This window comes from Terriglobia bacterium, from assembly GCA_020072845.1.
GTDB lineage: Bacteria > Acidobacteriota > Terriglobia > Terriglobales > Acidobacteriaceae > JAIQGF01.
The window spans coordinates 31,073-43,573 of record JAIQGF010000013.1 but is presented as its reverse complement, the minus strand read 5'-3'; the positions used below and the strand labels follow the sequence as shown (position 1 = coordinate 43,573).

Genomic DNA, 12,501 nt, shown 5'->3' with positions numbered 1-12,501 from the left:
ATTAGTACCCGAGGCCGACTGAACGCTGTCGCCACAGAGCTGAGTATTGGCCGGTGAGCATCTCTTGATTATATCGCGGCGCTCAGACGTCCAGTCCGATGCTGCGCATCAGTTCCAGGGCGTTGCTCTTGGTGACCACGCCGTCACGCAGCCGGTAGTCGAAGCGCATGGCGCCGTCTTCGACGTGATCTTCGAAATGCGCGTTGCGGACGCGGCCGTCCACGGCGGTCGTGCCGATCGCGGTCAGCGCGAGATCGTGGGTGGTGACGATCCCGATGGCGGCGCGCTCCAGCAGCGCGCGCACGATGCCTTCAGCGCCGATTTTCCGGTCGTACGAGTTGGTTCCGTGCAGCAGTTCGTCGAGCAGGAAGAGCACGGGCTGGCCGCCGTCGGTGAGCGACATGACCTGGCGCAGGCGCACGATTTCAGCGTAAAAGCCGGAGCGGCCGGCCTGGAGCGAGTCGGTGACACGGATTGAGGTCCCCAGCCGCACCGGTGACATGGCCAGGCGCGCGGCACGAACCGGCGCGCCCGCCTGCGCCAGCATCACGTTCACGCCGATGGCGCGCAGCAGCGTGCTCTTGCCGCTCATATTCGAGCCGCTGACCAAAAGCAGTTGCGCGGGGTCGCCGAGGCGCACGCTATTGCGAACGCAGTGCGCGGCGGGCAGGAGCGGATGTCCCATCCGTTCGGCGTCGAAGATGGCGGGCACGCGCTCCGGCAGAAATTCGGGGAAGGGGTCGTCGGGGTGCTCAAACGCGTACGCCGACAAAGAGACCAGCGCTTCCAGGTCGCCGAGCGCGTCCAGCCACTGCCGCACCGAATGGCCGTGCTGGCGGCGCCATGACTCGGCCGCGAAGGCGGCCTGCACCGAATACAGCAGCGGCACGTCAATCAACTTCACGAACAAGTTGTGGCTGCCGTTGGCGAGATCGGCGAGATAGCGCAGGCGCGCCAGACTGCGCGACGGAGTCGCAGCGGTGGATTCCAGGCCGGCGGCACGGGCGCGCAGCCAGGCGGCGGTGAACGGCTCGCGCTCGATGCGCGCCAATAGCGCGGAAACCAGCGCGAGTTCATCGGCGGCGGCGCTGATGGCGTCCAGCAGCGAGTGCACGCGGTCGCGCAGCCTGGAGGCGATGAGAGAAGCTGCGCCGATGATCACCAGCAGCGGGATCCAATCACCGCCGAGGCCGCGATAGACGAGCGCGGCAACGGCGGCGAGCGCCACCAGGGAGGAGAGGACGCGGAGCGCCGGGTTTTTCAGGACAACGGGTGATTCCGCCCATTCGACCAGCCAGTCGGGCTGGCGCGGCGAGCGCAGATCGTCCCCGGTGATAGCGAGGTCTTCGCGGAGATCGAGGCGGGAGCGGAGTTCGTCAATCGCCTGCTGCCGCTCGCGGACTTCATCCACCGGCGCCGGGGCGAGCAGCCAGCGCGCCAGCGTCTGCCGGCCCATCGGAGTTCTGGCGCAGCACAGCAGTTCGAAAACGCTGCCCTTGCCGAAGAGGTCGAGATCGTCGGCGTAAACGTGGTCCGCAACCCGGAACTGCTCGCCGGTGTCGCCTTCGCCCCGGTCCTCAATGCGCGCGATTCCGCGGCGATAGAACTCGGCAGCCTTTTCAGCGGCATGCCGGGCGTTGATCACGCGGTCGTGAACCACGGCCAGCGCCAAAAATGCGATGACCGGGATGAGCAGCCAGTAGGGCGAGAAGGCGTGCTGCTTGACGTAGAAGGCGCCGGCGACGAAGAACACGATCACCGCGGCCAGTTTCAAGTTGCCGAGCCAGACGGAGCGGCGGTCCAGGCGCGCGGCGTCCGCGGCGCGGGCTTCGGCCCGACGCGTGTACTCGGAAGCTGGTGTGGGCGCGGTCATGCGAAAAGAGATCCTTCGCTTCGCTCAGGATAACGCCTGCGGTCTCCCGCTCGCCCCTCCGCTACGCTCAGGGCTCACTCAGGCCGCAAAACGGTGTCATTTCCACCGATGATCGGTCAATTCGGCGCGAAACAGGCGATCATCCACCGGGCAGAGCCGCTTCACGTGCAAAGGCTTCAGCAATGGAATGTGCGGTATCTCACATAGGTACTCGGCAATGAACCAGGGGTCCTTTTCCGCGATCATCCAGTTGAGGTGATCAAAACGCGCCAGGTTGACCGGACGCGAGTATCGGCGCAGGGTACGCTGCTTGCGGCGATTGCAGTAAAGGTTAAAGTAAGTGAGGGCAAGTTCGCGCAGGGAGCGATGGACCGGCTCGCGATAGCGGCAGCCCGACCAATTCGACTTCGCTACCGCACCCCAGTGGCCGCGGACCTTGAAGATGGCCAGCACGTGATCGGTGTCGTAGTCGGCCTCCAGGTCCCACAGAAGCGGGGGAAACCCGAGCACCCGGAGCGCCGCCGCCCCGAAAATCGCGCCTTCCAAACAATGCGCGGTCCCGTGGTGCAGCACTTTGCGCGGCGACCACGAGGTGTCTTCCAGGTGGTACGGAAGGGAATCGAGAAATTTCTGGACTCCGTAAGGAGTCCTCAGCGAGCGGACCTTGCGCAGCTCCGCGGGAGAGAATTGAAGATGCGAGTTGTTTGGCATTGAGAGTTTCAGTTTCAGTTTCGGTTTCAGCGGAGTCGCAGGGCGAGCACCGGAGCCGCACTCCGGCAGTAACTCGAAACTGAGCCTTGAAACTGCAATAATGCGGTGCTGGGCGCGAATGCGCAAGCATCGCGTCATCGAAGAGGATCGCGGGCGAGGGCGCCCGCGCCACATTCAAGCATGGATCCAACTCGTCGCTTCTCGAATCGCGTGCAAGATTACGCCCGGTATCGGCCCGGGTACCCGCCGCAGGTGCTGGAAACCATGCGCCGGGAATGTGGGCTGACAGCGGAGTCGGTGATTGCCGACGTCGGCTGCGGTACCGGCATCTTGTCGCGCCTGTTGTGCGACGCCGGGAATCGCGTGTTCGGGGTCGAGCCGAATGCGTCCATGCTGGATGCCGCGCGCAAATCGCTGCGCGACTGCGCCCATTTTGTCGCCGTGCTCGGCCGCGCGGAAGCGACCACGCTGAAATCGGGGTTGGTGGACTTGGTGACCGCGGCGCAATCCTTTCACTGGTTCGAGCCGCGGGAAGCGCACCGCGAGTTCGCCCGCATCCTGAAGCCGGGCGGGTGGGTGGTGCTGCTGTGGAACGAGCGCCGCACGGATGCCACTCCGTTCATGACCGCATACGAGCAGCTCCTGGTGCGCTTCGGCGTTGATTACCACAAGGTGAAGCCGCTGTGGAGCAAGAACTCGCTGCCCGAATTCTTTGGCAAGGCAGGGTTTCAAAAGGCAGTGTTCGACAACCCGCAGACCCTGGACCGCCACTGCCTGACGGGCAGAATTCTCTCGGCGTCGTACATGCCGCACCGGGGACATCCGTCGTTTCCGCCGATGCTGGGCGCGATTGATAATTTGTTTGACGAGTACCAGGGCGGGGGCGTGGTGAGGCTGGAACAGGAAACGAGGATGTTTTACGGACAGCTAGTACCGAGTGCCTAGTACCGAGTACCGAGCGCCGGAAATCACACCGGAACGCCGGGAATGTCGTCGGACTCGGGCGGCTTGTTTTCGAAGACCAGCGGCAGCTCGTGCGGCGAATCCACCAAGACATCGGGCGGCGCCTGCTCCAGGGAATGGGGCGAGAAACCGTAGCTGACCCCGCAACTCCACATGCCGGCATTGCGCGCGGTGAGGACGTCAATGTCGGAATCGCCAACGATCAGCGCCTGGCCGGGCTCCACCCCGTTTTCCCGGGCCAGCGTCAGCGCGCCCAGCGGATCGGGCTTCTTGGTGGGAAAACTATTGCCGCCGTATACCTGGACAAAAAATTCACCGAGCCCGAGCGCCTCGACGATCCCGCGCGACGGGTTCACCGGCTTGTTGGAGAGCACCGCCATACGCCGCTCAAAGCCGTTGCCGTTGCGCATTGCGCGCAACGCTTCCACGATTCCGCCATAGACCACGGTCGTATCCAATTTGTGCGCGCGGTAATAGAGAATGAAAAACTCCAGCGCTTGTTTGAAGAACTCCTCGTCGTCCGGGTCTCCAAGCGCACGGCGGACCAGCATGGGGGCGCCATCACCTATATAGCCGGCAATCACTTGTTCCGGCAGCTCGGGACGGCCGTAGTGGCGGAGCATGCCGTTGACGGAGTTGGCCAAGTCAACGCGCGAATCCACCAGCGTGCCGTCCAGATCAAACAGGATCAGCCGGATAGCGTCTCGGGGAACGGGTTTGTTGATTTTGAGCATCGCACCAAAGTAACCGGCCAAGTGCCGCACGGTACTAGTTGAGTATATCCGCTGTTTTGCGGGTGCATTTACAATGGTCGGGCACATCCACACGGGTTGAGGATACCGAATGGCGACCACCAAAACCGAGCCGAAACCGGCGCGGCGCGAGGCCAGGCCGGAGCGCAGCTATGAAGGGCTGACGGCGGAACAACTCGTCCGGATGTACCGCCTGATGTTTGTTTCGCGGCGGGTGGACGATCGCGAAATCCTGCTGAAGCGGCAGCAGAAGATCTTCTTCCAAATTTCGGGTGCGGGACACGAAGCGCTGGGCGCGGCCGCCGGGCAGGCGCTCAAGGCCGGCTACGACTGGTATTACCCCTACTATCGCGACCGCACGCTGTGCCTGACGCTGGGAATGACGGCGTACGAGCAGTTGCTGCAGGCCGTGGGCGCCGCCGACGATCCGGCTTCCGGCGGGCGGCAGATGCCGTCGCACTGGGGCAGCAAGAAGCTGAACGTGGTTACGCAGTCGTCGCCCACGGGGACACAGCTTCTCCAGGCGGTGGGCTGCGCCCAGGCGGGACGTTACTTCAGCCGGCATGCCAGCTCAGCGCAGAAAGCGCCAGGCGATTACCGCGAATTCAAGGACGTCGTCTTCCACGACGACGAAGTGGTGTACGTCTCCTGCGGTGACGGAACTACCAGCGAAGGCGAATTCTGGGAGGCGATGAATACCGCCTCGACCGGCAAGCTGCCGGTGCTGTTTGTCATCGAGGACAACGAGTACGCGATTTCTGTGCCGGTGGAGGTGCAAACGCCGGGCGGCAACATCTCGCGGCTGGTGGCGAACTTCCCGAATTTCCATTTTGCCGAGGTGGATGGTACGGACGCGATTGCCAGCTATGCGGCGATCACGAAGGCAGTGGCGCACATTCGTGCCGGCCACGGCCCGGCGTTCGTGCACGGGCACGTGGTGAGGCCGTATTCCCATTCGCTGTCGGATGACGAGCGCCTGTATCGTCCGGTGTCGGAGCGCGAGGACGAAGCCAAGCGCGACCCGATCACGCGGCTGCAATTGCTGCTGCTGCGCGAGGGCATCCTCGACGAAGAGGAAATCAACAAGCTGGAGAAGGAAGTCGAGGAGGAAGTGCAGGAAGCCAGCGATCGCGCCGCCGCCGCCGCCTTTCCCAAGCCGAGCAGCGTGACCGACTTCGTCTATTCGCCGGTTCTGGACCCTCGTAGCGAGGCGTTCCACACCCAGCCGCAGTTCCCGCACGCCGAGCCGGGCAAGCCCTCACCGGGTGAAAAGACGATGGCGGACCTGGTCAACGCCACGCTGCGCGACGAGATGCGGCGCGACGAGCGGATTGTCATGTTCGGCGAGGACGTGGCCGATTGCTCGCGCGAGCAGTACCTGCAGGAGAAGCTGATCAAGGGCAAGGGCGGGGTGTTCAAGCTGACCGCCGGGCTGCAACGCGAGTACGGCTCCGACCGCGTCTTCAACTCGCCGCTGGCCGAGGCCAATATCGTGGGGCGGGCCATCGGCATGGCCACGCGCGGCCTGAAGCCGGTGGTGGAGATCCAGTTCTTCGACTATATCTGGCCGGCGATGCACCAACTGCGGAACGAGATGCCGCTGATCCGCTGGCGCTCCAACAATGCCTTCTCTTGCCCGCTGGTGGTGCGGGTGGCGATCGGCGGATACTTGACCGGCGGATCGATTTATCACTCGCAGTGCGGCGAGAGCATCTTCACCCACATTCCGGGCCTGCGCGTAGTGTTTCCGTCGAACGCGCTGGATGCCGCGGGCCTGCTGCGCACCGCCATCCGCAGCGACGACCCGGTGCTGTTCCTGGAACACAAGCGGCTGTACCGCGAAACCTTCGGCCGCGCGCCCTATCCCGGGCCGGAGTTCATGCTGCCGTTCGGCAAAGCGCGCGTGGTGCAGCACGGGGAGGATTTGACGGTCGTGACTTATGGCGCCCTGGTGCCGCGGGCCCTGCAAGCGGCGCAGCGGCTGGAGCGCGAGCACGGAATCAAGGCTGAACTCCTCGACCTGCGGACGATCAATCCCTACGACTGGGAGGCGATTGCCGACTCGGTGCGCAAGACCAGCCGGGTGATGGTGGCGCACGAAGATATGCAGAGTTGGGGTTATGGCGCCGAGATTGCGGCGCGAATTGCCGACGAGCTGTTTGAGTATCTGGACGCGCCCGTGAAGCGCGTGGGAGCGAAGGACACCTTTGTCGCTTACCAACCTATCCTGGAAGACGCGATCCTGCCTCAAGCCGACGATCTCTACCGGGCCATGCTGAAGCTGAGCGAATTCTAGGTTTCAGTTTCAGTTTCGGTTTCAGTGCCACGGTCGGAGATTTCGCTGAAACCGAGCCTCAAACTCCGCGATGATTTTCTTGTCCTAACGCCCGCGGTCCACCGTGGTGCGACCTCTGAAAACGGTATCGAGGGCGATCGGCCCCGCGCCGAAAAAGATGAGCGCGAACGCAATCGCAACCACCGACATGGGGAACTCGAAGCCTCCGGGCCCGCGCAGGCCTGCTTTGAAATGAACTTTGACGATGGCAACCATCAGGTCAATGGTGATGGCGAGGGCGGCAAAGCGCGTCAGCACGCCGAGCAGCACCAGGATTCCGCCTCCGAACTCGGCGGCCGCCGACAGGTAAGAGAGCCACGCCGGAAGGCCGATCCCAGAGACTATCGTCTGGAAGCGCGGCATGCCGCCGAACACCTTTTGCGAGCCATGCGCGATCATGACGGCGGCCAGGACCAGGCGCAGGACCAACAGGGCCAAGGGCTGCAGGCGGTCAAGAAATTTCGTCAACGGTTTATCTCTCTTCGTAATGAACTTGGATGCCGCGGCGCGCCATGGCGCCCAAGAATGCTTCCGCCGGGACGTCCAGCTCCTGGCGTACGGCGCCGCGCTTGGCGATGTCTCCGGCGGCGAGCATCTGCACGATGATGGAAGCCGGCCAGGCGGTGGTGCGCATCATGGAAGTCATTCCGGTGCGCGCATCGGAGCGATCCACCAGGGTGAAGGAGAGCACGCGGGCCGGGCGCTTTTCCGCCAGCAACGCGCGCAATCCGGAGGGACGCTTCTCGTGCGCTTCGACGCGCAGGATGGTGAAGTCGGGATCCTTTCCGGCGAAGCGCTCCTCGAAGAGTTTGGCCATCAGCTCGCGCGGGCTGACCTCCACCTCTCCCAGCTTTTTCTTTTCCTTCGAAAAAAGGCCCAGGTCATAGAGCGCGCGGAGCATCGCCAGGTGACCGCCGTAGCGCAGGGTTTTTTCGAAGCACTCGCCCACCTTGCCGCGAAACGTTTCCGGCAGGGTTGAGGTGCCGCCGGAGGTGTGAAACGCTTCCAAGGGCGGAAAGTCCTGCAGGCGGAAGACTTCGGCTTCGGTAAGCGGTTCGATTTCGAAGATCTTGCCGTGGCGCAGGATTTTGGCGGGCTCGGCGTACTCGTTGATGAGGCCTTCCACGGAAAACGCGAGCTGGTAATTGAACGGTGGCTTGGGATCTTGCGGCAATCCGCCGACATAGATCTTCAGCGCGCCGGCTTCGCCGCCGATTCGCCGCATCAGCTCGCCCGCCAGGACCGAGGCCATGCCGGGCGAGAGGCCGCAGTCGGGAGCGATGGCGACGCCACGCTTGGCGGCCTTCTTGTCGAGCGCCAATTCCTCGCGGACAACGGTGTTGTTGCCGCCGAGATCGGCAAAGTGGCAGCGCGCTTCGACCGCGGCGCGGGCCAGGCCGAGATTAAAGAAGTAGGGAACGGCGGAGAGCGCGGCGTCGTGGCCGCGCATCAGCTTGGCCGCGGCCTTTTCACTGCGCGCGTCCACCTCGACGGCGCGGACCTTGTTGGTGCGCGCCAGCTTGTTGATGCGCGACGCCGCCTCCCGGGCGCGCTTGCGGTCGGTATCCGCCAGGGTGACCGAATCGACTGCCTCGGCGCGCGCCATGTCGTAGGCTGCCGCCGAACCCATCATGCCTGCGCCAATCACGAGTAGCTTCACCGTCCACACCTCCGTGCTGCGCAAACGGTCAGGTTACCGAACCTTCGGCAGGCAAAGCAATGTCTGGACTCATTGGGTCCATCCGCCGATGGCGGCGCGCAGCGGTTCCAGGCGCAGGCCGCGTTCGCGGAGGATCAGGGCGGCGAGCGAGGTGTCCGAGTGCAGCAGGCCGAGGAGCAGGTGTTCGGCGCCGATCTGCCGCGAGCTGAGGCCGCGGGCCTCGCGGGCGGCCGCGACCAGCGCGAGGCGCGCGTCGTCGCCGAAGGGCAGGTCATCGCGGTAATCCACGATGGCGCCGCCGCCGACGCGGTCCTTAATCTCATCGCGGATAGCCTGGTGGGAGTCGGGCGGCAGGTTACGGATGATGGCCGGCACAGGCACGTGCAGCAGGCCGAGCAGCAGGTGGACAGGTTCGATGGTCGGCGACTGCAAACGCTCGGCTTCCACGCGCGCAAAAGCGATGGCGCGTTGCGCTTCGCTGTTGAAGCGCGGTTGGCGGCGGCGGGTGGAGCGCCAGATCCAGAAATAGGCGCACCAAAGAAGGACTACCGCCAGGATTGCCGATACCAGCTTGAACCAGCCGAGCATGCGCTTCTAGTTTATCGGTAGGACGGTGGTTCGGTCGATGCGATCAGCCGATGCCGAGTTCGTCGGGGGATTCCAGGGGTGTGCCGCAGATGCGGCAAATCACCGCCGAGCAGTCGCCGCAGGTGAGCGGATCGGAGACCTCCTGGGCGCATTGCGGGCAGTAGAGGAGCGGAGGCTTCCCGTCGGGTGAGGGTTGGGTGGACATCGAAGAAAGAGTTTATCGGTTACTGCCGAAATTGCCGAATTGCCGAACTGCGGAATTTCAATTCCGCAATTCTGCAGTTCCGCAATTCCGCAGTCCCGTCGAGCTCCTGAGTTTATTAGAATGTGCTCATGACCCCCGAGCAACAACTGCGCGACGAGTTCAACCGCTGGGCCGAGACCGGCCGCGGTGCGGAGATGGAGAAGCACCATCTCGACATCACAGAAAAGACCATCCGGTTAATGGACCTGCGTGCCGGCGAGCGCGTGCTCGACCTGAGCTGCGGCACCGGCTGGGCGACACGCCTGCTGGCGCGCCTGGTGGGCGAGGGGCCACAAGGGTTCGGCCAGGTGGTCGGCGTGGACCTTTCCGACGAGATGATCCGGCAGGCACGCGCCGCCTCCCGGGACTTCGACAACGTCATGTTCGTCTGGGGCTCGGCGCAGCAGATTCCGTGGGAGGAGAACTTCTTCGACAAGGCGCTTTCCGTCGAGGCGTTCTATTACTACCCCGACCAGGAGCGCACGCTGGCAGAGCTGTTCCGCGTGCTGGCGCCCCACGGACGCTTTTTCCTGCTGATCAACCTCTACCGGGACAATCCCTATTCGCTGCGCTGGGTGGACGAGCTGAAAGTGCCGGTGCACGTGCGTTCCGAGGCGGAGTACGTGCAGCTTTTGAAGGCGCATGCCTTCGAGGACGTGCAGGCGATGCGCATTCCCGACGATACTCCCACGCCCGAGGAGTACAGCGGCAAGTGGTTCCGCAACGCGGAGGAGCTGCGCGACTTCAAGCGCATCGGGGCACTGCTGCTGATCGGGCGCAAGCCGGACGTTCGTTCCATGGCGCCGGCGTACCAGATTTACTGAATGTACTGATTTCCGCGAATGTAGGACACTGACGCCACGGCCTCCGAAACCCCAAAACGCAAGCCGGTTCACCTGACCGAATCGTTCCGTCCGCTTCCCGTACTCTTTCTGGAGCTGTGGGAGCATCGGGGATGGCGGCTGAAGGTGTACGGAATCTCGCGACACCACCAGCGGCCCCCAGCCGCACTGATCGCGGCCGCCAAGCACATCGCGGCGCAGCGGTTGCCGTCGGCCTGCGATCACGATGACGCTCACGGCGTGGGCTTTCTCGCTGTCCATGAAGCCCGCGACGCGAATTTCGTCTTCGTCAACTGGTGGAACCGGGAAAGCGAGCTGCAGCGGCATGTGTATCGCTCCGCACGGGAAAGTCCCGACGCGCTTCACGACGTGACGGCGACGGGAAGCTCCGGCACGGTTTGGGACTTGCAGATCCTGTGGTTCGAGCGCAACGCGTGGGTGGAAAAAGTGCTCGCGAACCCGCGCGGCCCGGACATCGAGATGTATCTGAAGAAGCGTCTGAGCGATCAGGCGTAGCCGGCGGATTGTTTTGCCGCATCTGTCCCGCCGGATTAGCATGGGTGGCGCAGGGGTGGCGCACCATGACTGGCACAGATCTGATTGCCGCCATCAAAGGCAACGACATGGCTCGCGCCAAGGAATTGCTGCGGGCGAATCCCGCGCTGGCGAAGGAACGCGACGAGAACGGCGTTTCGGCAACCATGAACGCGCGCTATCGCGGGCAAACGGAGTTGGTGGAACTGCTGCTGGCTTGTGGCGTCGCGCTCGATGTGTTCGAGGCGGCAACGCTGGGCAACACCGCGCGGGTCACGGAGCTTCTTGACGGAGATCCGAAGCAGGTGAATGCCTGCTCGCCCGACGGCTTTACGCCCCTGCACCTGGCCTGCTTCTTCGGGCAGGAAGCGGTGGCGCGACTGCTGTTGGAGCGCGGGGCGGACCCCGGCGCCGCCGCCCGGAATCCGATGCGCGTGCAACCGCTGCACAGCGCCGCCGCGGGACGCCGGTTGGGGATCGTCCGCGTGTTGCTGGAACGAGGCGCGCCGGTCAATGGGCGCCAGCACCTGGGTTGGACCGCGCTGCATGAGGCGGCGAACCAGGGCAATCGCGAGATGGCGGAAGCATTGCTGCGCCACGGGGCCGATCCGGCCGCCGGCAATGATGACGGAAAAACCCCGGCCGATGTGGCTCGCGAGCGCGGGCACACTGAATTGGCGCGATTATTGCAACAGGGGTCGCGTGCCGCCGGCTAGTCTTCCGCGTTGACCGCGGGATCGAACGGGGACTCTGCCTCTAGGACGTCCGCGTGGCTGTGGTAGCCCGACTGGATATCTTCCAGCGTCGTTCGTTTGCGACACTCGAAGCAGATGATGATCGCTTCCATGGCCCTCACCCCCATTGTCCGCGACTCTATGCGCATTGGCATGGCGAGGAAAGATGGCGCGGGTAACCAGCTTGAGTCACCGGGGTAATTGAAAACAGTGGTCAGTGGTCAGTGCCCAGTGGCTGGGAACTGCCGGGTAGCGCCTGAAGCCAAAAGCCTGAAGCCTAAAGCCTAAGACCTAAAGCCTAAGGTCCTATTTCCCGCTCGCTGGCGCTGGAGTGCGCGGCGGCAACGGCACTGCACTTTCTTCCCACGCCGTGTACCACAGGTCGAGCAGCATCTGTGAGCCGGCGGCAAGGCGCTGGCGCAGGAACTCGCGTGACTCCGGTGTGCCCGTGTCCTTGAACTCGCCGGCCTTCTCCATTTGGTAGATCTTTTCGACCAGCTTGTTGGAGTCGCGGAGATACTGCAGGTAGTCGCGCCACGGATCCTGCAGCCGGACGGGATCGTGGACCAGGCTGGCGACATCAATCTTATCCAGGACGCGCAAAACAAAGCGGCCTTCGAATTCGGCGTGCACGCCTTTTTGCGTGGTGTAGCCGTTGGGATTGGGACCGACCCAGCCGTCGTAGCTGATGGTGGTGTGCATGGGATTGGAACCGTCGCCGACGTAATGACCGAGCCAGCCGGCGTAGAACACGGCATTTTGTTCCACCGCTTCCGTCGGCAGGTTTTGCTGCTTCATGCGCCGATATTCGCGGAACGCGACCTTCAGGCGGTCATAAATTTCCATGGTGATATAGGGCTGCGTGCCGACTTTCTCGGGCAAGAAGTCGTCGCCATGTTCCTTGGCGGCCACGCGCTTGGCGTACAGCAGGCGGTAGTAATCGTAACGGCCACGGGGGAGTTCGGGGATGTCGGCAACAAGCTCCATGTTGAGGTAGTGGTCGGGCTCCTGCGAATCTTTCAGGGTGTACTCGGAGCGCTCGCGCCACCGGTCGGGCTCCGGACCCAGGTAGGCGATGCGCTCGGCAGCGGCGCGCATGAACTGCGGCATGCTGTTCGGGATTTTCAGCGCCGCTGTGCGGTTGATGAGGATGTGTCCGGTGTCCCACCAGGCAAAAGCGGGCTGGATTACCAGAGCGACCAGAACGACAGCGGCGGTGATGCGAAGCAGGGCCGAGCGCATGAATTCTCCGTGTGACGCGCGCC

The 12,501-nt window shown here is 63.8% G+C and carries 14 protein-coding genes; 5 read left to right on the top strand and 9 right to left on the bottom strand.

The genetic code is table 11. The annotated features are described in order from the left end of the window. Nucleotides 1–82: 82 nt before the first annotated feature. A complete protein-coding gene (locus LAN70_14320) occupies nt 83–1,873 on the bottom strand; it encodes a mismatch repair protein (protein ID MBZ5512327.1) in 1,791 nt (596 codons plus the stop codon). Between the two features lie 96 nt (nt 1,874–1,969). Then, nucleotides 1,970–2,584, bottom strand: coding sequence for a hypothetical protein (locus tag LAN70_14315; protein ID MBZ5512326.1), 615 nt, complete (start codon nt 2,582–2,584; stop codon nt 1,970–1,972). A gap of 180 nt (nt 2,585–2,764) precedes the next feature. On the opposite strand from LAN70_14315, the gene LAN70_14310 reads away from it, so the two are divergent. After that, nucleotides 2,765–3,529, top strand: a complete 765-nt coding sequence (locus tag LAN70_14310) for a class I SAM-dependent methyltransferase (protein MBZ5512325.1) — start codon at nt 2,765–2,767, stop codon at nt 3,527–3,529. A 23-nt stretch (nt 3,530–3,552) separates the two neighbouring features. On the opposite strand, the gene LAN70_14305 is transcribed toward LAN70_14310, so the two are convergent. Then, nucleotides 3,553–4,281, bottom strand: coding sequence for an HAD hydrolase-like protein (locus LAN70_14305; GenBank protein ID MBZ5512324.1), 729 nt, complete (start codon nt 4,279–4,281; stop codon nt 3,553–3,555). 109 nt (nt 4,282–4,390) lie between these two features. Here LAN70_14305 and LAN70_14300 point away from each other — a divergent pair, with 109 nt between their 5' ends. Then, the gene (locus LAN70_14300) at nt 4,391–6,595 is read left to right on the top strand and encodes a dehydrogenase E1 component subunit alpha/beta (GenBank protein MBZ5512323.1); all 2,205 of its coding nucleotides are present in this window, start codon (nt 4,391–4,393) and stop codon (nt 6,593–6,595) included. Between the two features lie 84 nt (nt 6,596–6,679). On the opposite strand, the gene LAN70_14295 is transcribed toward LAN70_14300, so the two are convergent. The 4 genes from LAN70_14295 to LAN70_14280 all read right to left on the bottom strand — a co-directional run bounded on the left by LAN70_14295 (nt 6,680) and on the right by LAN70_14280 (nt 9,087). Further along, nucleotides 6,680–7,102 carry a DoxX family protein gene (locus LAN70_14295; GenBank protein ID MBZ5512322.1) on the bottom strand — a complete coding sequence of 141 codons (423 nt, stop codon included), beginning with the start codon at nt 7,100–7,102 and terminating at the stop codon, nt 6,680–6,682. Between the two features lie 4 nt (nt 7,103–7,106). Further along, a complete protein-coding gene (locus LAN70_14290; GenBank protein MBZ5512321.1) occupies nt 7,107–8,294 on the bottom strand; it encodes a saccharopine dehydrogenase NADP-binding domain-containing protein in 1,188 nt (395 codons plus the stop codon). A 69-nt stretch (nt 8,295–8,363) separates the two neighbouring features. Next, the gene (locus tag LAN70_14285; protein ID MBZ5512320.1) at nt 8,364–8,882 is read right to left on the bottom strand and encodes a hypothetical protein; all 519 of its coding nucleotides are present in this window, start codon (nt 8,880–8,882) and stop codon (nt 8,364–8,366) included. A gap of 43 nt (nt 8,883–8,925) precedes the next feature. Further along, the gene (locus LAN70_14280) at nt 8,926–9,087 is read right to left on the bottom strand and encodes a hypothetical protein (GenBank protein ID MBZ5512319.1); all 162 of its coding nucleotides are present in this window, start codon (nt 9,085–9,087) and stop codon (nt 8,926–8,928) included. A 128-nt stretch (nt 9,088–9,215) separates the two neighbouring features. Here LAN70_14280 and LAN70_14275 point away from each other — a divergent pair, with 128 nt between their 5' ends. The 3 genes from LAN70_14275 to LAN70_14265 all read left to right on the top strand — a co-directional run bounded on the left by LAN70_14275 (nt 9,216) and on the right by LAN70_14265 (nt 11,218). After that, nucleotides 9,216–9,950 (top strand): class I SAM-dependent methyltransferase, encoded by a 735-nt coding sequence (locus LAN70_14275; GenBank protein ID MBZ5512318.1) that lies wholly within the window; start codon nt 9,216–9,218, stop codon nt 9,948–9,950. Between the two features lie 144 nt (nt 9,951–10,094). Beyond that, the gene (locus LAN70_14270) at nt 10,095–10,484 is read left to right on the top strand and encodes an isochorismatase (GenBank protein ID MBZ5512317.1); all 390 of its coding nucleotides are present in this window, start codon (nt 10,095–10,097) and stop codon (nt 10,482–10,484) included. A 65-nt stretch (nt 10,485–10,549) separates the two neighbouring features. After that, nucleotides 10,550–11,218, top strand: a complete 669-nt coding sequence (locus LAN70_14265) for an ankyrin repeat domain-containing protein (protein ID MBZ5512316.1) — start codon at nt 10,550–10,552, stop codon at nt 11,216–11,218. Here LAN70_14265 and LAN70_14260 read toward each other — a convergent pair. Further along, on the bottom strand, nt 11,215–11,364 hold the full coding sequence (locus tag LAN70_14260; GenBank protein MBZ5512315.1) for a hypothetical protein: 150 nt from the start codon (nt 11,362–11,364) through the stop codon (nt 11,215–11,217). The genes LAN70_14265 and LAN70_14260 overlap by 4 nt on opposite strands. Nucleotides 11,365–11,542: 178 nt before the next feature. Then, the gene (locus tag LAN70_14255) at nt 11,543–12,478 is read right to left on the bottom strand and encodes a nuclease (GenBank protein ID MBZ5512314.1); all 936 of its coding nucleotides are present in this window, start codon (nt 12,476–12,478) and stop codon (nt 11,543–11,545) included. Between the last annotated feature and the right edge of the window lie 23 nt (nt 12,479–12,501).